Genomic DNA, 17483 nt, shown 5'->3' on the forward strand with positions numbered 1-17483 from the left:
GTCAGCGGCCGCCTTGCTGCTGGGGTGGCATGCATCCGGTCGCCGGGGGTGTGCCGGCGGGCAGGTAGTTCTTCGGGACGACGCCGCAGACGTAGTTGTCGAACCAGCGGCCGCTGCCGAGGGTGTTGCCCACGAGCCGGCTGTACGAGCCGGCGAGCGACAGCACCTTGTCGAGGCTCTTGCGGTTCTTCACCAGCACCGCGGTGACCCGGCCGAGCGAGTCCAGGGTGGGCTTCAACTGCTTGTTGTTGTCCTCGACGAGGCCGGTGAGCTGAGTGCCCAGGTTCCGGGTGCCGGTGAGCAGCAGATGGATGGAGTCGCGGCGCGCCTGGATCTCACCGAGGAGCAGGTTGCCGTCCTCCAGGAGGGTTTCGAAGCTGCTCTTCTTGTCGGCGAGCATCCTGGTCAGCTGCTTGCTGCTTTTGAGGAGCGTGGCAAGCTGGGCGTCCCGCTCGGAGACCGTCCTGGAGAGCGCGGAGAGCCCGTCGGCTGCGCTCTTCACGTCCGGCGGGGAGTCCTTGAAGGTGGCGGAGATCGTCTCGAAGCTCTTGGCGAGCTGTCGGGTGTCGATCTCCCCCATGGTCTCGCCGAGTCCGTTGAACGCCTGGGTGACGTCGTACGGGGAGGTGGTGCGGCTCACCGTGATGCGCTCGTGCGGGTCCTGCGGGGAGTCTCCCAGCGGGTCGACGGCGAGATATTTCTCGCCCAGCAGTGTCTTGATGGCGATGCCCACGGTGGAGGAGTTGCCGATCCAGACTTCCTTGACCTCGAAATCGACCTTCACCTCGGAGCCGTCGAGCCGGACGCCGGTGACTTCACCGACCTTCACTCCGGCGACCCGTACCTCATCGCCTTCGCTGAGTCCGGCGGACTCGGTGAAATCGGCGGTGTAGGTGGTACCGCCGCCGATGAACGGCAGCGAGTCGGCACGGTAGGCGGCCAGGCCGATGAGGGCGAGGACAAGCAGACCGACGACGGCGACGGCTACGGGGTTGCGTTCCCGTACGGGTTTGATTCTCATGCCAGGCACCTCGGTTGGGTGATCGCGATGCCGGTGGGCGGAGCGCTGCCGTCCTCGGTCGTCACACCGCTGACCTTGGCCTCGCAGAGGTAGAGGTTGAGCCAGGAGCCGTACGAGGCGAGGCGGCTGATCGCTGCCATCTTGGCCGGGGTCTTCTGCAGGAAGTTCTCGATCTGCGGGACTCCCTTGCCCAACTGGTCGGAGAGACGTCCGAGTTGCTTGATGTCGTCCTTGAGCGGTTCCCGGCCGTCATCGAGGAGGTCCGCGGTGACGGTGGTGAGCGCACCCATCGCGGTCACTGCCTGGCCGATTGGTTTGCGGTCACCGGAGAACCCGGTGACGAGCTTCTGGAGGGTGACGACGAGGTCGTCGAAACCGGCCTCGCGGTCGTTGACGGTCTTCAGGACCGTGTTGAGGTTCTTGATCACCTCGCCGATCACCTTGTCCTTGGCGGCGACCGTGCCGGTCAGCGAGCCGACGTGCTGCAGGATGCTGTCGACGGTGCCGCCCTCTCCCTGAAGCACCTGGACGATGGAGCCCGCGAGCTGGTTGACGTCCGGCGGGGAGAGCCCTTCGAAGAGCGGCTGGAAGCCGTTGAAGAGCTGGGTGAGATCGAGCGCCGGGGTGGTGCGGGAGAGCGGAATGGTCGCTCCGGCGGCGAAGCTGCGGCCGACCGGCCCGGCACCCTGGTCGAGGTCGATGTACCGCTGGCCGACCATGTTGAGGTACTTGATCGAGGCGGTCACCGAAGCGGGGAGCTTTCGCCCCTTGCGGACGGCGAAGCCGACCTCGGCAAGCCGCTTGTCGGCCACCTCGATGGACTCGACCTGTCCGACCTCGACCCCGGCGATCCGGACGCTGTCGCCGACGATCAGTCCGGTGACGTCGGTGAACCTGGCCTTGTACGCGGTGGTGTCGCCGACCCCCGTATTGGCGATGGACAGTCCCAGGACGGTGGTCGCCAGAACGGTCACCAGGATGAAGACGATCGATTTCGCGAGCGGTCCGGCGATGGAACGGCGCTTCACTTGAGCTTCACCTCCGCACCGCGGAAGGCCGGACCGATGAGCACGCTGCTCCAGTCGGGCAGGGCCTGCGGCTGGACTTTCAGTGAAGGAGCGACCAGCTCGTTGACGAGTTGGCTCTCCTGCGGGGAGTTGGGCATGCCGAGGGCGGAATCCTTGTCCGAGGGTGCGATACCGGTCGGTTCGTCGTCGGCCGGCGTGCCGGCCGGGACGGCCGAATCGGCCGTGCGGGCGTCCGCGGTCGGTACGGTCCGGCCCATGTACGGCACGGAGTAGCAGTGCGGCCCACCGGTCGCGTCGTAGACCGGGGTGTCCTTGCCGGGCACGTACTTGCCCTTGGACTTCACGGGCTTGACGGTGACGTGGAGTCCGGGCTGGTCCGTGCCCTTGCCGAGCGCCTTGTCCATGGCCGGGACGAAGCCGGCCAAGGTCCGCAGGGTGCAGGGGAATTCGTCCGAGTACTGCGCCAGCAGTTCCAGTGTCGGTCGGCCCGTGGCGGAGAGCCGGATCAGGTTGTCCTTGTTCTCCTGCAGGAACGAGGTGATCTCCTGCGCGGAGGCCGTGGTGGACCCGTACAGGTCGGCGAGTTGCGCCTGCTGTTCGGCGATGGTGCCGCTGGTGGTGGTGAAGTCGGTGAGCGCGTCGAGGACGTCGGGCGCGGCGTCCCCGTACACCTTGCTCACCTTGACGAGTTCCTTGATGTCTGCGTTGAGCTTGGGGAGTTGGGGGTTGAACTTCGCCAGGTGGGCGTCGAGCGTGAGGAGTGTGTCGCCGAGCTTCTCGCCGCGTCCCTCGAGCGCCTGGGAGACCGCGCCCAGGGTTGCCGCGAGCTTCTGCGGCTTCACCGCGGTCAGCAGCGGCAGGACGTTGTCGAGGACCTCCTCCAGCTCGATGGCGTTGCTGGAGCGGTCCTGCGGGATGACGGCCCCCGGGCGCAGTGACTGCGCGGACGGCACCTCGGGCGGTACGAGCGCCACGAACCGTTCCCCGAAGAGTGTGGTGGGCAGCATCTGGGCGGTCACGTCGGCGGGGATGCGGTCGAGCTTGCCGGGCTCGATGGCAAGGGTGAGCCGGGCCCCGCCCCCGTCGGCCGAGATGTTGCGAACCTGTCCGACGACGACGCCGCGCAGCTTCACATCCGCGTTGTCGTGCATTTCGTTGCCGACGCTTCCGGTGCGTACGGTCACGGTGGCGTCGTCGGTGAAATCCTTCCTGTACACCGAGACCGACACCCACACGAGCACGGCGGGCACGAGAAGAAAGGTGACTCCGGCGAGTCTGCGGCGGACGGTCTGCGTCCGGTGTGAATTCATCAGCCGGCCACCTTCACCGTTGTCGTGGCACCCCAGATGGCCAGGGAGAGGAAGAAGTCGGTGACGCTGATGATCACGATGGCGTTGCGCACGGACCGGCCGACGGCCACCCCCACTCCGGCGGGCCCGCCCGTGGCGTGGAAGCCGTAGTAGCAGTGGGCAAGGATCACCATCACGCTGAAGATCAGCACCTTGAGCACCGACAGCAGCACGTCGTCCGGGGAGAGGAAGAGATTGAAGTAATGGTCGTAGGTGCCCGCGGACTGTCCGTTGAACAGGATCGTGACAAAGCGGGAAGCGAGGTACGAGGAGAGCAGCCCGATCGCGTACAGCGGAATGATCGCGACGACCCCCGCGATGATCCGGGTGGTGACGAGGTAGGGCATGGACCTCACGCCCATGGCCTCCAGGGCGTCGACCTCCTCGTTGATCCGCATCGCGCCGAGCTGGGCGGTGAAGCCGGCGCCGACGGTCGCGGAGAGCGCGAGACCGGCGACGAGCGGGGCGATCTCCCGGGTGTTGAAGTAGGCGGAGATGAAGCCGGTGAAGGCGGAGGTGCCGATCTGGTTGAGGGCCGCGTACCCCTGGAGGCCGACGACCGTGCCGGTGAAGAGGGTCATGGCGATCATCACGCCGATGGTGCCGCCGATGACTCCGAGACCGCCGCTGCCGAAGGCCACTTCGGCCAGCAGCCGCTGCACCTCCCGCAAGTAGCGGCGCAGGGTCCGCGGAATCCAGATCAATGCCCTTGTGTAGAAGGTGAGTTGTTCGCCCGATCGGTCGAGCCAGCTGAGCATCGGCATCGGTCAGCTCCCCTTCGCGGGGACGATCTGGAGGTAGATCGCCGTCAGGACCATGTTCACGAAGAACAGCAGCATGAAGGTGATGACGACGGATTGGTTGACCGCGTCACCCACGCCCTTGGGGCCGCCGCGCGGGTTGAGGCCGCGGTAGGCGGCGACGATCCCTGCGATGAAGCCGAAGATCAGCGCCTTGACCTCGCTGATGTACAGGTCGGGGAGCTGGGCGAGGGCGGAGAAGCTGGCCAGGTAGGCCCCGGGGGTGCCGTGCTGCAGGATCACGTTGAAGAAGTAGCCGCCGAGCGTGCCGACGACGGAGACCAGGCCGTTCAGCAGGACGGCCACCAGCATGGTGGCCAGGACGCGCGGGACGACGAGGCGCTGCACGGGAGAGACACCCATGACCTCCATCGCGTCGAGTTCCTCACGGATCTTCCGCGAACCGAGGTCGGCGCAGATGGCCGAGCCTGCCGCGCCGGAGATCAGCAGCGCCACGATGATCGGGCTGGCCTGCTGGATGACGGCGAGGACGCTGGCACCACCGGTGAACGACTGGGCGCCGAGCTGCTGGGTCAGCGAGCCGACCTGGAGGGCGATGACCGCACCGAACGGGATGGATACCAGCGCGGCGGGCAAAATGGTGACGCTGGCGACGAACCAGAACTGCTCGATGAACTCCCGTACCTGAAAAGGTCTGCGGAAGATCTCTCGGCTCACGGTCCCGGCGAGGGAGAACAGCTTCCCGGTCTCGCGCAGCGGGGCGAGCAGCCGCGCCGGAGGCCGCTGCTCCGGGGCCTTGTGCAAGGTCGTGCGGGCCGCGCCGGTCGTGGGCGGCTCGGGGGGCCGCACCGGCATGGGGGCCGTCACGGGCGTCCACCGCCCGCGGCCGGGGTGTAACTGTTCATGATGGCCGTACGGGCGGCCTCCGGCAGCTGACCCATCATCGACAGGACCCGCTCACGACGGCGCAGGGCCGCCTGCCGTACGGGCATGCCCGGCGACGGTTCCAGCTGCGGTACGACGGTGCGCGGGCCGTTGGCGGAACTGATACCGGCCCCGTAGCCGTTCACCTCCTCGGCGGCAAGAGTCGCTGCGTCCTTCTCCTCGGCCATCCCGATGGGGCCTTCGCGGCGCCCTGCGAGGAATTGGGAGACGACCGGCACGTCGCTGGTGAGCAGCACCTCGCGCGGCCCGAAGGTGACGAGGTTGCGGCAGAACAGCATGCCCATGTTGTCCGGCACGGTGGCCGCGATGTCGAGGTTGTGGGTGACGATGAGCATCGTCGCGTCGATCTGCGCATTGAGATCGATGAGCAACTGGGAGATATAGGCGGTGCGGACCGGGTCGAGTCCGGAGTCCGGTTCGTCGCAGAGAATGATCTGCGGGTCCAGGACAAGGGCGCGGGCCAGGCCGGCACGCTTGCGCATACCGCCGGATATCTCGCCGGGCAGTTTGTCCTCGGCGCCGAGGAGACCGACGATGTCGATCCGCTCCATGACGATCCGGCGGATTTCCGATTCCTTCTTGCGGGTGTGCTCACGCAACGGGAAGGCGATGTTGTCGAAGAGTGACATCGAGCCGAAGAGGGCACCGTCCTGGAACATGAGCCCGAAGAGTTTTCGGGTCTCCATTATCTCGCGTTCGGGACTGTTCACCATGTCGACGCCGTTGATGAGGACGCGCCCCTGTTCGGGCTTCAGCAGACCGATGATGGATTTCAGAAAGACGGTCTTTCCGGTGCCGGAAGGGCCGAGCATCACGCTCACCTCACCGGCGGGCAAGGTGAGGGTGACGTCCTGCCAGATGTTTTGCTTGCCGAAGGACTTCGTGAGGCCTTCGACCACTATTTCGATCCCCATCTGCCCTCCTTCGAAGTTGTTGTGAACGAAGTCATCTGTCAGCGCTCCGGCTCTGAGAAATCCAATGGCGGCTCGTCACACATGCACCAGGGGGCGCACGTTATGTCCGTCGAAACCGCCAGGACAAGGCATTGAACAGCGAAAATCTACGAACGTTGTGCTGGATGTGGATCACTTGTCAATCGTTGACAAGTCCGTCCCCCGGTCTTGTCGAAAACTGCGCAAGCGCTCCCCGCAGAGGGGCGCGACCGGGACTCCAGGTACAGCTCCGACGTGAAACGTGGCAGGTGCCGCTCATCGTTCGGGTGTCGGGACCTTCGGCGGACAGTCGGGACCGTCCGGGTTCGTCGCGACACACAGCGCGGCCTGCGTCATCTTGGTGTAGTTGTCGGCGTCCCTGCCCGCGCTGGAGATCGCGGCGGTGAAGACGGCGTCGAGGTTCTCATCCACCCCGCATCCCTTGAACGGCGGTATGTGCGCGTAGCCGGACAGGGTTCCGCCGTACGCCACGAGGTAGCCGGCGCGCGGATAGCTCTGGCCCCACGCCTTGAGGACCTGTTCGAAGGGCTCGGCCGTCCGGCAGTTGTCGCCCACGTCCAGCGGGACGCCGTTCACCTTGACGTCATGTATCCGCATGGAGAGCTTTGCGGTGACTGTCGTGCTTTCCGGGTACTCGGGCGTGTTGGTGACCGTATGGGTCTGCACGACGGCCGGCCCGCCCACCTGTTCCAGTTCCACAGTGGCGGTGGTGGGCATGAACCCGTACGTCAGGAAGGTGGATTTGGCCGGCGGCAGCTGTCGCCGTCCCTTGTACTCGAATTCCGCCTCGGACGTCACATCGACCGTGGAAGCGCACGAGTCGTTGATGTAGACCTTGTTCAGCGTCACCTTCATGTGCGCGGGCCCCAGCGCCACAGCGCCGTCCATCTTGGCGGCGTTGGCATAGCCCGCCACATAGGTGTCCGCCGTCGTCATCACCCACTCGGGCGGGATCACGATGGGACAGCTGTCACCGGGGTCGTCCTCGCCGGCCAGCATCCTGTCGGTGAGCGCCTCGATCTTCTTGCGGGTGCCCGAGGGCAACCCTCCTCCAGGCCGGGGGTCCGTCGTGGCCGGCGCGGGAGTGCTCACCTGGGGCTCGGGCGTGGGGCCGGAGCCGGAGCCCTCGACGAGCACGGTCGCGAGCGTGGAGTCCTGGTCCGGTGCGAGCTCGCATACGACCTGGAGACTCGGTGGCGACGTCGGGGAGTTGTCGGCCTTGCGGGGAGTGAGGGACAGGGCGAGACCGGCGGGCGAGAGGGTGGCCTTCCCGGGCGAGCCGAACGTCGCCGTGGGCACCTCGCCGGCCGCGGTCAGCGCCAGCCCGCCCTCGGCAGGGATCGGCACCGGCGGCGCGTCGAGATTCGCCCATGCGGCATCGGCCGACTGGTCACCGCTGCGGTGCTGAACGGTGAGCTGCGCGACGGCCGACAGACTCGTCGCCTCCAGGCCGGTGAATTGTTCGAGGGCCGCTTGTGTCAGTTTCACCGCGACCGAGACATTTTCGGGCCGAACCGCCTCCCCCGTTTCCACCGACGGGGGGAGCGAGGCAGAAACGGTGACGCCGACTCCCGCAGCACCCGAGGGGAATTCGCATTCGTAGGCGAGCGCGACCTCGGAATTCTGGTCGGCCGCCATCGATTCAGCGCCCGGAATGAATGCGGTGGCGACGACGAGCACCCCGCCCACTGCCAGGTGGAGCGGTCGCCGTGCCGAGATGCGTGCGTCGACGGTCATGCACTTGAGTCCTTCCAGCATGAGTGGACATGAATGCCACATGGTTGCGGATGTGGGTCCACTTATGGGCAGCGGGCCTTCGAACGGCTGAATCCTGCCCTTACCGATGGGTAGGCTACGCACACCGGTCGCGGCTGGGAAGAGTTGCGTTTCGTTTCAAACAACAGCAGGAAATTCTTGTCATTCGATGACAAAGCAGCGGCGTGGATTTGTCACCCACTGCGCAAAGGGCCGGACGCCATGCGTCGCACGGGTGCCCAGCCACACAGGGTGTGACTGGGCACCCGTACGCGTTCCTCCGGCCTCTCCGGGGAATCGTCAGCCGACGATGACCGGCGAGGGCGTGCCGGCGCCCGTGGTCTTGATCGTGTACAGACCCGCGAAGCTCGCCGTGGCGCCGACGATCCCGCAGCCGCCGCCGACCTTGCTGCCGATGGTCAGCGTGAGACCACCGCCCGTGGTGTCGAGAGTGCCGTTGGAGCCGCCCGCGCTGGGGTTGTTGTACTTCGCCGCGACGCTGCCGGTGACGTTGAAGGTGCAGGGTCCGAGGATGCTGCTGCCGGTCACCGTCGCTTTGATCGCCTGGATCTGACCGGTGGTCTGACCGGTGGAGTTGGTGCCGGCGCCCGCCGCGTAGCTGTTGCCCCAGAGCTCCCACGGGGGCGTGACAGTGGTCTTCACGGTCCAGGTGGAGCTGAACGGCCCGGTGCAGGGCGAGTTGAACGAGATGGACGTGATGTCCGCCAGCTTCGCCGGGCTGCCGCTGGCGGATGCCGGGAGGTTCCCCGCCGCGGTGGACGTCTGGCACTGGATCTTGTTGCCGTTGTTGTCCGTCAGTACCGTGACACCGGCGTTCCCGGTGAAGGCGCCGCTCGGCGTGATGGTCCAGGATGCGGCCGGACCGGCGAACGCCGACGGAGTGGCCAGCGCCACCGCGGCGGCCGCGGCACCGACTGCGGTCAGGATTCTCGTCTTCTTGCGCATGGAACTTCTCCCTTTTCCTGTCCCGTTGGGGAATGATTTGGACCCGGACGAAGCGACGCCACGGTCCAACTGTGGATTTCTCTTGGGGAAGTACTCCCGCCGACGTACGGGGCGGGTTGCAACTGGGCCCGTAAATCTTTCGAGCGCAGAATTCACGCGATGCGTTCCGGACGGTGATTCTCATTCATGTTACGTACGGGCGACCACCGAGAAATACGGTACTCCATCAATTCATAATCGAGAAGAGCCCGTACTTCAATTCATCTGCTTTCCGAACGTGACGCACGCTTACCGGATTGCGGAGTGCCAGTACTCCGACAGGGCCTTGCCTTCGTTCGGGGCCAGGCCTGCGGGGTCGTAGGGGCTCGCGAAGTACGTGGAGGCCTGATTCAGGACCACGTTGTTCTTGCCCGAGGCCGAGGGAAGGCCGGTCTTCAGGTTGACGGCCCAGTCCAGCAGGCCGGCGCCGCAGCCACTGGCACCCGGGACCGCGTAGTCGGAGTCCTTCTGATCGGCACCCGCGAAGGTGTAGCGCCCCATCTCGCCCGAGTCGCTGGGTGTCCCGTTGCGGTCGAACTGCTGGAGCGAGAGGGAGGGGGCAGTGATGTTCTGCGGCCGCAGCACGATCGGGTTCGAGGTGGTCCCGATGTAGCACTTGTCGCCGAGGAACGGGTTCCGCAGGTGGATACGGACTGGAATCGCCAGGATCGGCACGTCGGTGGTGAAACTCGCGGCCATGTTGAAGTCCCGCGGGTCACCGGCCGGTTCGATGGTGGCGGTGACCTTGTTGAGGGTGCTGTTCGTTATCTGTTCGCAGATCCCCGATACGACAGGGATGCCGCTCGGGCACATCAGGCCGAGCAGACCTCCGGGGAGATCCGCGGAGTCGGCGACCAGTGCGCCCTCGTCCGGAGCGACCAGGGAGCTGGTGCCGTCGCTGTGCTGGACCACTCCGAGCTGCAGGTCGGTGTTGCCGGTCGGCACCTGCGTGTTGCCGAGCTTGATCGATCCGCCGGCGGAGCGGGAGGAGATACAGGTCGCGATGTTCGTCATGCCGTCGGCCGCCAGCATGGCGGGAGCGTCCACAGGGCACCGGCTGAATGGCGCCCAGTGACCGTTCAGTTGGGTGACAGCGGTGGCTGTTCCGGTGGAGAGCACGGCAGCGAACGCAGTGGAGGCTGCCAGCAGCCCCACACGCGCTCCGGTCGAAACAGTTCTCATGTCGTCCCCTCTTGACTGCCGCCCCCATGGCGGCGTCTTACATGGAGTTGGCCGGTTTCAACGCAGGCGGCATCGACGCCACGAATCACTTGCATGCGTTGCGTGCAGGACTTTCCGAGGGCTGACCGCGCCGGGGGGGCGCCGACGGCCCGGTGTCGGTGGTGCGTGGTGGGCAGACCCGAAGGTGAAGAACCAAAGGCGATTACAGGCGAAATTCACGCCTTAATTGGCCGAGCCGTGATGTTACTTGCGGGAAACACGGCGGCACAATCCCGCCGCTTAAGATCTTTTGCGGTACTCGGATTTTGATCCGGAACTGAGCAGAAGGACCCGACGGCTTGTCAAGGAATGCGTATTTATTCGTTTCCGATGGTGTGTCCGGACCGCGAAGGGTGTCCCCCGCGCGACGGCCGACGGCGGAGCGAGGGAGTCTGGAACACGCCGTACACCCGGGCGGCGGCCGAAACGCACCGCACCAGGTCCGGCGTCAGCCCCCGCTTGCCGTCATGCCCCCCACGGCCGCGACGGCGGCCGGGTCCGACGCACGTTCGCTTTGGCCGGCTTCGCCCGACCGTCTCGCGGAAAGACCGACGCTCGTTCCCGGCGAGCCCTTCGCCGAAGACCCGGCGTCGGCATCAGAACACCGGCCGCCGCTTTTTGTCGTCAGGAAACAAGCGGCCGAAATACATTGTCCGAAAGTGAGCACTGCCACCCCACCTGCACCGAAGCCCCACAACGCGGCCGAGATGTGTGCCCGCTGCGCTGCGATCTGGCACAAGTGGTGGGCACAGCTGCCGACTTGCTCTATCTTCATCGCGGACTTGGTACGCACCTGTCGGTCAGTGGGAGCGCTTCCCCCCACCGCCTCACCCCAACCGGGCGCCGGAGAGCAAGGGGACAGTCATGCCAAAACTCATACAGCCGTCGGACACCGGAGACCCGCTGGACCCGCTGGACCCGCTGGACCCGCTCCCGCAGGAATTCGCCGCAATCCTGCGGCCCGAGCTGCCGAGCCTGATCAAGGAAATCGGCGTCGAGGTCACCCGGGCTTATCCGGAATACGCGCGTCTGCTCAACGGCCCGAACGGTCAGGCCATTCGCGTCGGCGTGGAACAAAGCCTTGCGTCGTTCGTCGATCTGGTCGCCGAGCCCTCCTCCCCCACCACGCTTCGCGACGACATGTGCCGTCGTTTCGGCCGGTTCGAGGCCTATGAAGGCCGCAACATGGAAACACTGCAGGGCGCCTATCGGCTCGGCGCCCGGGTGGCACTGCGCCGGGCCAAGAAGGTCGGCCGGAGTTACAACCTCTCACCGGCCCTCATGCTCAGCTTCGCCGATGCGCTCTTCGCCTATATCGACGAACTCGAGTCCCTGTCCAGGGAGGGCTTCCTGGAGGTGCAGTCGCAGACCGGCGCGCAGAGCGAGGCCATGCGCCGGCGCCTGCTTCACCTGATCCTCGCCGGCCGCCCCGCGCCCCGTACCGCCATCGCCGAACTGTGCGAGCAGACGGGATGGGCGCTCCCCGAACAGGTCACCCTGATCGCCACGCGCTCCCCCGCCAGCCTGGACCGGGCCGTTGTGGACAGCGACATCCTGGCCGATCTCAGCGATCCCCAGCCGCACTTACTCATCCCGGGCGCGCTCGACGACGCACGACGACGCATGCTGGACCAGGCCCGCCTCGGCACCCACGCCGCGATCGGCCTGACGGTCCCCACCGCCCTGGCCTCGGACTCGATCCGCTGGGCCCGCCGCGTCCTCGAACTCGTCGACGCGGGCGTCATCGACGACGCGCCCGTCATCCTCTGCGAGGACCACCTCATCACCCTGTGGCTGCTCTCCGACCCGGCCCTCGTCGACCAGCTCGCCCAGCGGGAACTGGCGCCGATCTCCGGAATCAGCGCCACCCGGAGGGAGCGGCTGATCGAGACGCTGCGGATCTGGCTGGACACCCGCGGCACCGCGGCCCACATGGGCGAGCTGCTGGATGTGCATCCGCAGACGGTCCGCTACCGGATGCGCAACCTCGAGTCCATCTTCGGCGAGCAACTGACGGACCCCGTGGGCCGGTTCTCCACCGAGGCCGTGCTGCGCGCGCTCCAGCTGCGGTCCCGGGGTGACAGATCCCCCCTGTGAGTCGGCTTTCAGCCGGATCACGGAGCTCACCGGGAGTCAACTTACTTATGGGTAAGGCGAAATAGCCGATCACTCTCAAACGGTTGCCACACGGAGACGTTCTCAACGAGAAACCCGGAAGTGCGTCCCGTACACATGGGGAAGTCGGCCGCCCGCCTGGCGGCCACACCGAGAACCACCTCCTGGCCAACCATCCGAGAGGGCCCCATGACCGCCTCACACCTCCTCGTCCCCGTGCCGATCCCGGACCGGGTCGCCGCGTTGATCGGATCCTGCATCCCTCCGCACATCGTGCAGGCGGAGTTCGATGCCGAATGCGCCGCGCGCGAGGTGCGCAGGTTCCGTGGCCCACGGCTCTGTGTCGAGGACCAGACCGACCGCGAGCAGGCGCTGGCCGAGCTGGCCCGTGCCAACAAGATCCTCGCCGCCCACCACCCCCGACTGCCGGTGCGCCCCGCGGGCTCCTGGTGACCCATCCACAATCCAGCGGCCGGTGATCGCGCGGGCGATCTCCGGACGCCGCATCCACTGATCACTCCCGGCACGGGGTTCCGGGCGCGGCCTGTTCGCGCGCGCCCGGCAACTTCGGCCCCACGCACCCCTTATATAACGCAGTCGGCCGGGGCATGATCAACCGGTGAGAGTGTGACCGGCGCACGGGGGCGCGTCGACCACGACATCATCCGCGAGCCCCTCAGGGAGCTTCCATGCGACGGACCACCTTCTCCTCGCTGACAGTCGCCGTGACACTCGCCGCGGCGCTGTTGACCGCCGCGCCCGCCTCCGCAGAGACCGCAGCGCCCGGAAGGACGGACTGGGTGCCCGCACCCACCCCGCCGACCGACCAGCCGGCCGGTGCCCGCTGCGACTTCCCCATCCACACCGAACCGATCGTCGACCAGGTCGTGCGGCAGGTGCTGGCGACCCATCCTGACGGAAAGCCCAAGGAGGTCGCGTACAAGGGTGATCTCGTCGTCCGGGTCACCAATACCGACACCGGCGCCTTCCACGACGTCGATGCCGGTGGCAGCACGATCATCGAAATCGGCACCGACGGTTCGCAGCTCTGGCACACGATCGGACCGGTTCTCGTCGGCGTCGGCGAGAACAACGGCAATCTGCCGCGCGGCGAGTACCGCATCGACGGCGTCTACACCCTCGCCATCAGCCCCACCGGGTACAGGACGCTGCGCATGGCCCACGGGTCCACGGACGACATCTGCAGGCGCATCGGCTGATCGTCGCCCCGGCCGGAGACCCGGGTGAACCGTACCGGCTACCGCCGCATCCGGGTCGCCGACCGTCCGGGTGGCGGAGCCTGTACGGGAGGCGTTCATGACCCGTATGAAGGCTTCCGCACGGGATCTGCCGGCCTGACGACACGTCCGGCCGTCCCCCACATGCGGGAGGCTGGGGCCGGTGTGAGGGTGCAGACGTGACTACTGCCAGCGAGACCACCCCCGCCGCGCAGAGTGCCGTCGCGCCGCCCGTACTCGATCCGCGCCGCCGGAACATCGTCTTCGCGACGATCGTGCTGGGGATTCTGCTGGCAGCCCTGGACCAGACGATCGTCGGCACCGCACTGCCGACGATCGTCTCGGATCTCGGCGGCGCCGCGCATATGTCCTGGGTGGTGACCGCGTATCTGCTCGCCGAGACGGTGGCAACGGTCCTGGCCGGCAAATTCGGCGACCTGTTCGGCCGGAAGATCATCTTCCAGCTGTCGGCGATCATCTTCATCACCGGTTCGTTCCTGTGCGGTCTCGCGACCAATATGACGCTCCTGATCGTCTGGCGCGGGGTGCAGGGCATCGGCGCGGGCGGGCTGATGGTCACCTCGATGGCGCTGATCGCCGATGTGATCCCGTTGCGCGAGCGGGGCAAGTACCAGGGTGCGATGGGTGCCGTCTTCGGAGTGTCGACGGTGATCGGGCCATTGCTCGGCGGGCTCTTCACCGACCATCTGAGCTGGCGCTGGGCGTTCTACGTCAATGTGCCGATCGCGATCGTGGTGGTCATCGCCGCCGCCCGGACGATCCCGTCGGTGAAGGCGGCCGGGCGGCCCGTGATCGACTATCTGGGCATCGCGATGGTCACGGTCGGCGCGAGCGCACTGATCCTTGCGACGAGCTGGGGCGGCAATGAGTACGCATGGGGTTCGCCCGTCATCATCGGTCTCTTCGCGGGCGGAGTCGTCGCGCTGGCGATCTTCTGCTTCGTGGAGTTCCGGGCGAAGGAACCGATGCTGCCGATGCGGCTGTTCCGGAATCCGGTGTTCACCGTCTGCTCGGTCCTGAGCTTCATCGTGGGCTTCGCGATGCTCGGCGCGATGACCTTCCTGCCGACGTATCTGCAGTACGTGGACGGGGACTCGGCGACCATTTCCGGGGTACGGACGCTGCCGATGGTCGTCGGGCTGCTCGGCGCCTCGATCTTCAGCGGCAACATGGTCTCCAGGACGGGCCGGTACCGGATCTACCCCATCATGGGCTCACTCATCATGGCGGTCGGGCTGTTTCTGCTCTCCCGGATGGGCCCGGACAGCGGGGTGTGGCGGGAGTCGCTGTACATGCTGGTGCTCGGCGTCGGCATCGGGCTGTCCATGCAGGTACTGACGATCGCCGTGCAGAACACGGTGGACTACTCGGATCTGGGTACGGCGACGTCGGGCGTGACGTTCTTCCGTACGCTCGGCAGCTCCTTCGGAACAGCGGTGTTCGGCACGATCTACGCCAATGCGCTGAAGCCGAATCTGACCGACGGCGTCGCCGCGGCGGCGCGGGCGGGCGGCGACCCCGCGGTGCTGACAAAGGCCGCACAGAGCCCGGAGAGGCTGCACCGTCTGCCCACCGCACAGTCCGCGCCACTGGCCCAGGCGTACGCCGACACGCTGCACACCGTGTTCCTCTGGACGGTGCCTGTCGCGGTCCTGGGGTTTGTCGTGGCGCTCTTCCTGAAGCAGATGAAGCTGCTGGACACGGCACGGGTCGGCTCGACGGACATGGGCGAGGGCTTCGCCCAGCCCAGCGACGGCGACTCGGCCAAGGTTCTGGCATTCACCGTGGCCAAGATCCTGCGCGGAGCGGGTCGGGACACGGCCCGGCGGATCGTCGCGGAATCGGACACCCGGCTGGACATGGCGGGGGCCTGGGCGGTGATGCAGGTCGAGCTGTTCACCCGGATGGTCGGCCATGCGGGTCTGAACCTGATCGCGGCCCGGCACCGGGTTCCGCCGGAGGTGCTGGTGCCCGTCTTCGACCGGATGATCGAGGAGGGCTATCTCACCGGTGACGGTCATCTGTTCACGCATACGGCCGCCGGGAGGCGGGAGGCCGCAGCGATCAACAACGCGTGGGCGCGGTGGCTCAATGAGCGCCTGGACGAACACGGGAAACGCCCGGACGACCAGCAGCTGCGCGCGGCGGTGGATCTGATCGCCAAGCGGTTGCTGGCGGAGGACCTCACGCAGGAGCTCTCACCGGAGATGTCGCAGGCGGCGGCCGCCATCTGAACGGGTCCGGTCATTGCGCGACCGGGTCAGTCGGCGAAGACCGCGGTCGAGTACACCCAGGCGCCCTCTGACCGGACGAAGCGGCTCTTCTCGTGGAGCGAGTCCGGCCGTCCGTTGTCCGTGTAGTGCGCGCGGAAGGTGACCGTACCCGTGGTGTGGAAGGCGCTGCCGTCCGTCGTGTCCAGGATCTCCAGCCGCACCCAGCGCATCCCGGGATCGAATTCGACGGCCGGCGGCCGGGTGTCGGGGTGCCAGGTGCGGAGCAGATACGTCTCGTCCCGGACGACGAATGCGGCATACCGGGACCGCATCAGCGCCTTGCAGGTCGGCGCGGCGACGGTCCCGGCGTGCAGGCGGCCGCAGCAGTCCGCGTAGGTGGCGGGCAGACCGCACGGGCACGGCGACTGCGCGGTGATCGCGGAAGGCCGCGCCCCTGCGGTGGCGGACCGCCTCGGTCGTGTGGTGCGTCGTGACATGCGTCCATTGTCACCCGTGGTCCGGCCGGCTCGGCGGGCCGGGGTGAAACGACGGCGGTATTCGCTGGGGGTCAGTCCGGTGCGGCGGCGCAACTGCGTCCGCAGATTGGTCGCCGTACCGAGTCCGCCGGCGCGGGCGACCACGTCGAGGCATTCCTCGCCTCGCTCCATCAGCCGGCGGGCGAGGGTGATGCGGCGTTCCGTCAGCGGGCTGCGGCGCTGCGGATTCGGGTGAAAAGGCGGCGGATTCAGGTGAGAAGGAAGTCCGCCTGGCCGGACTTGGCCCCCTGGATGAAGGCGGCTATCTCATGGTGGGAGTAGATCAGGGCGGGGCCGTCGGGATCGGCGGACTGGCGCACGGCGACTCTGCCGTCGGACAGCTTCATGGCTTCGACGCAATTGCCTCCGTTCCCGCCACTCCACGGCTTGTGCCAGCCCTCGGAGCCGAGTTCGGCGGCGGGCATGCCGTTGTATATGGGGTCCATCACAGCTCCTTGCGGAAGTCCCGGAGGATTTCCTTCGTGCGTTGTGCAGTTGCGGCTTGAGCCGCCATGCGGTCCATGACTTCGAGGTAGGAGGCCACCTCGGGGCGCGCGTCGAAGTAGACGGCTCCGGTCAGGTACTCGCTGTAAACCATGTCGGGGAGTTCTGGGACGCCGAAACGGAAGAGGACGAAGGGGCCGTAGGTGCCCGGATGGTGACCGGTCGAATATTCCGCGATCTGCAGCGTCACATGGGGCATCTCGGCCGCTTCGAGCAGCCGGTCGATCTGCCCGCGCATGGCGTCGGCGCTGCCGACGGGACGGCGCAGCACCGTCTCGTCCATCACCACCCACAGCTTTGGGGAGTCGGGTCTGGTCAGCAGGGACTGGCGCTCCATCCGCAGCGCCACATGGCGCTCGATGTCCTCGGGCCTGGTCTGGCCGACGGCTCCGGTGCGCAGCACCGAGCGTGCGTAGTCCTCGGTCTGCAGCAGTCCGGGGACGAAGTGCGGCTCGTACATGCGCAGGAGGCTCGCGGCGCCCTCCAGGCTGACGTACATGCTGAACCAGTCGGGCAGTACATCGTGGAAGCGCTGCCACCAGCCGGGTTTATTGGCCTCCTCGGCAAGCTCCACGAAGGCGTCGGCCTCGTCGTCGGCGATCCCGTACGCCTTCAGCAGCAGCTGGACATAGGGGATCTTGAGAGCGACCTCGGCAGTCTCCATCCTGCGTATCGTCGCAGGTGCGACGCGCAGCACCTTGGCGGACTGGTCACGGTTCAGACCGGCACGCTCCCGCAGTTCCTGCAGGCGCTTGCCGAGAACGACCTGACCCACGGTCGGGGCGGACCGCGGTTCGCTCACTTCAGACCTCCCGATG

General features: G+C 66.9%; 16 protein-coding genes. 4 read left to right on the forward strand and 12 right to left on the reverse strand.

What is annotated here, in order from left to right; all coding sequences use genetic code 11:
* Nucleotide 1: 1 nt before the first annotated feature.
* The 9 genes from ACH4EW_RS15635 to ACH4EW_RS15675 form a co-directional block, all read right to left on the reverse strand.
* Nucleotides 2-1021: an MCE family protein gene (locus tag ACH4EW_RS15635; RefSeq protein WP_398256662.1), complete on the reverse strand. Its 1020-nt coding sequence runs from the start codon at nt 1019-1021 to the stop codon at nt 2-4.
* A complete protein-coding gene (locus tag ACH4EW_RS15640; protein WP_398256664.1) occupies nt 1018-2049 on the reverse strand; it encodes an MCE family protein in 1032 nt (343 codons plus the stop codon). The genes ACH4EW_RS15635 and ACH4EW_RS15640 overlap by 4 nt, the downstream gene beginning before the upstream one ends.
* Nucleotides 2046-3359 (reverse strand): MCE family protein, encoded by a 1314-nt coding sequence (locus tag ACH4EW_RS15645; RefSeq protein ID WP_398256667.1) that lies wholly within the window; start codon nt 3357-3359, stop codon nt 2046-2048. The genes ACH4EW_RS15640 and ACH4EW_RS15645 overlap by 4 nt, the downstream gene beginning before the upstream one ends.
* The gene (locus tag ACH4EW_RS15650; protein WP_398256670.1) at nt 3359-4162 is read right to left on the reverse strand and encodes an MlaE family ABC transporter permease; all 804 of its coding nucleotides are present in this window, start codon (nt 4160-4162) and stop codon (nt 3359-3361) included. Before ACH4EW_RS15650 ends, ACH4EW_RS15645 begins: the two co-directional genes overlap by 1 nt.
* A gap of 3 nt (nt 4163-4165) precedes the next feature.
* Nucleotides 4166-5026 (reverse strand): MlaE family ABC transporter permease, encoded by an 861-nt coding sequence (locus ACH4EW_RS15655; protein WP_398256673.1) that lies wholly within the window; start codon nt 5024-5026, stop codon nt 4166-4168.
* Complete coding sequence (locus tag ACH4EW_RS15660) at nt 5023-6018, reverse strand: ABC transporter ATP-binding protein (RefSeq protein WP_398256676.1); 996 nt, start codon at nt 6016-6018, stop codon at nt 5023-5025. The genes ACH4EW_RS15655 and ACH4EW_RS15660 overlap by 4 nt, the downstream gene beginning before the upstream one ends.
* 294 nt (nt 6019-6312) lie before the next feature.
* On the reverse strand, nt 6313-7794 hold the full coding sequence (locus ACH4EW_RS15665) for a DUF6801 domain-containing protein (RefSeq protein WP_398256678.1): 1482 nt from the start codon (nt 7792-7794) through the stop codon (nt 6313-6315).
* A 318-nt stretch (nt 7795-8112) separates the two neighbouring features.
* Nucleotides 8113-8778 carry a hypothetical protein gene (locus tag ACH4EW_RS15670; protein WP_398256680.1) on the reverse strand — a complete coding sequence of 222 codons (666 nt, stop codon included), beginning with the start codon at nt 8776-8778 and terminating at the stop codon, nt 8113-8115.
* 288 nt (nt 8779-9066) lie between these two features.
* Nucleotides 9067-9999, reverse strand: coding sequence for a hypothetical protein (locus tag ACH4EW_RS15675; RefSeq protein WP_398256683.1), 933 nt, complete (start codon nt 9997-9999; stop codon nt 9067-9069).
* Between the two features lie 903 nt (nt 10000-10902).
* Here ACH4EW_RS15675 and ACH4EW_RS15680 point away from each other — a divergent pair.
* The 4 genes from ACH4EW_RS15680 to ACH4EW_RS15695 all read left to right on the forward strand — a co-directional run bounded on the left by ACH4EW_RS15680 (nt 10903) and on the right by ACH4EW_RS15695 (nt 15646).
* The gene (locus tag ACH4EW_RS15680) at nt 10903-12135 is read left to right on the forward strand and encodes a helix-turn-helix domain-containing protein (protein ID WP_398256685.1); all 1233 of its coding nucleotides are present in this window, start codon (nt 10903-10905) and stop codon (nt 12133-12135) included.
* Between the two features lie 207 nt (nt 12136-12342).
* Nucleotides 12343-12606: a hypothetical protein gene (locus ACH4EW_RS15685; protein WP_398256688.1), complete on the forward strand. Its 264-nt coding sequence runs from the start codon at nt 12343-12345 to the stop codon at nt 12604-12606.
* Nucleotides 12607-12842: 236 nt separating this feature from the next.
* Nucleotides 12843-13373: a hypothetical protein gene (locus ACH4EW_RS15690; protein ID WP_398256691.1), complete on the forward strand. Its 531-nt coding sequence runs from the start codon at nt 12843-12845 to the stop codon at nt 13371-13373.
* A gap of 197 nt (nt 13374-13570) precedes the next feature.
* Nucleotides 13571-15646, forward strand: coding sequence for an MDR family MFS transporter (locus tag ACH4EW_RS15695; RefSeq protein ID WP_398256694.1), 2076 nt, complete (start codon nt 13571-13573; stop codon nt 15644-15646).
* Between the two features lie 26 nt (nt 15647-15672).
* On the opposite strand, the gene ACH4EW_RS15700 is transcribed toward ACH4EW_RS15695, so the two are convergent.
* The 3 genes from ACH4EW_RS15700 to ACH4EW_RS15710 all read right to left on the reverse strand — a co-directional run bounded on the left by ACH4EW_RS15700 (nt 15673) and on the right by ACH4EW_RS15710 (nt 17467).
* Nucleotides 15673-16122 carry a YchJ family protein gene (locus ACH4EW_RS15700; RefSeq protein ID WP_398256873.1) on the reverse strand — a complete coding sequence of 150 codons (450 nt, stop codon included), beginning with the start codon at nt 16120-16122 and terminating at the stop codon, nt 15673-15675.
* A 248-nt stretch (nt 16123-16370) separates the two neighbouring features.
* The gene (locus ACH4EW_RS15705; RefSeq protein ID WP_398256696.1) at nt 16371-16607 is read right to left on the reverse strand and encodes a DUF397 domain-containing protein; all 237 of its coding nucleotides are present in this window, start codon (nt 16605-16607) and stop codon (nt 16371-16373) included.
* Nucleotides 16607-17467, reverse strand: a complete 861-nt coding sequence (locus ACH4EW_RS15710; RefSeq protein ID WP_398256699.1) for a helix-turn-helix domain-containing protein — start codon at nt 17465-17467, stop codon at nt 16607-16609. Before ACH4EW_RS15710 ends, ACH4EW_RS15705 begins: the two co-directional genes overlap by 1 nt.
* Nucleotides 17468-17483 lie beyond the last annotated feature (16 nt).

This window comes from Streptomyces sp. NPDC018000, assembly GCF_044328025.1.
Taxonomy (GTDB): domain Bacteria; phylum Actinomycetota; class Actinomycetes; order Streptomycetales; family Streptomycetaceae; genus Streptomyces.

Bases quoted from the DNA above. Each gene is read 5' to 3' on its own strand.
- ACH4EW_RS15635 (WP_398256662.1), bottom strand. From the start codon at position 1,021: ATGAGAATCAAACCCGTACGGGAACGCAACCCCGTAGCCGTCGCCGTC.
- ACH4EW_RS15645 (WP_398256667.1), bottom strand. From the start codon at position 3,359: ATGAATTCACACCGGACGCAGACCGTCCGCCGCAGACTCGCCGGAGTC.
- ACH4EW_RS15650 (WP_398256670.1), bottom strand. From the start codon at position 4,162: ATGCCGATGCTCAGCTGGCTCGACCGATCGGGCGAACAACTCACCTTC.
- ACH4EW_RS15660 (WP_398256676.1), bottom strand. From the start codon at position 6,018: ATGGGGATCGAAATAGTGGTCGAAGGCCTCACGAAGTCCTTCGGCAAG.
- ACH4EW_RS15665 (WP_398256678.1), bottom strand. From the start codon at position 7,794: ATGACCGTCGACGCACGCATCTCGGCACGGCGACCGCTCCACCTGGCA.
- ACH4EW_RS15670 (WP_398256680.1), bottom strand. From the start codon at position 8,778: ATGCGCAAGAAGACGAGAATCCTGACCGCAGTCGGTGCCGCGGCCGCC.
- ACH4EW_RS15675 (WP_398256683.1), bottom strand. From the start codon at position 9,999: ATGAGAACTGTTTCGACCGGAGCGCGTGTGGGGCTGCTGGCAGCCTCC.
- ACH4EW_RS15680 (WP_398256685.1), top strand. From the start codon at position 10,903: ATGCCAAAACTCATACAGCCGTCGGACACCGGAGACCCGCTGGACCCG.
- ACH4EW_RS15685 (WP_398256688.1), top strand. From the start codon at position 12,343: ATGACCGCCTCACACCTCCTCGTCCCCGTGCCGATCCCGGACCGGGTC.
- ACH4EW_RS15690 (WP_398256691.1), top strand. From the start codon at position 12,843: ATGCGACGGACCACCTTCTCCTCGCTGACAGTCGCCGTGACACTCGCC.
- ACH4EW_RS15700 (WP_398256873.1), bottom strand. From the start codon at position 16,122: ATGTCACGACGCACCACACGACCGAGGCGGTCCGCCACCGCAGGGGCG.
- ACH4EW_RS15705 (WP_398256696.1), bottom strand. From the start codon at position 16,607: ATGGACCCCATATACAACGGCATGCCCGCCGCCGAACTCGGCTCCGAG.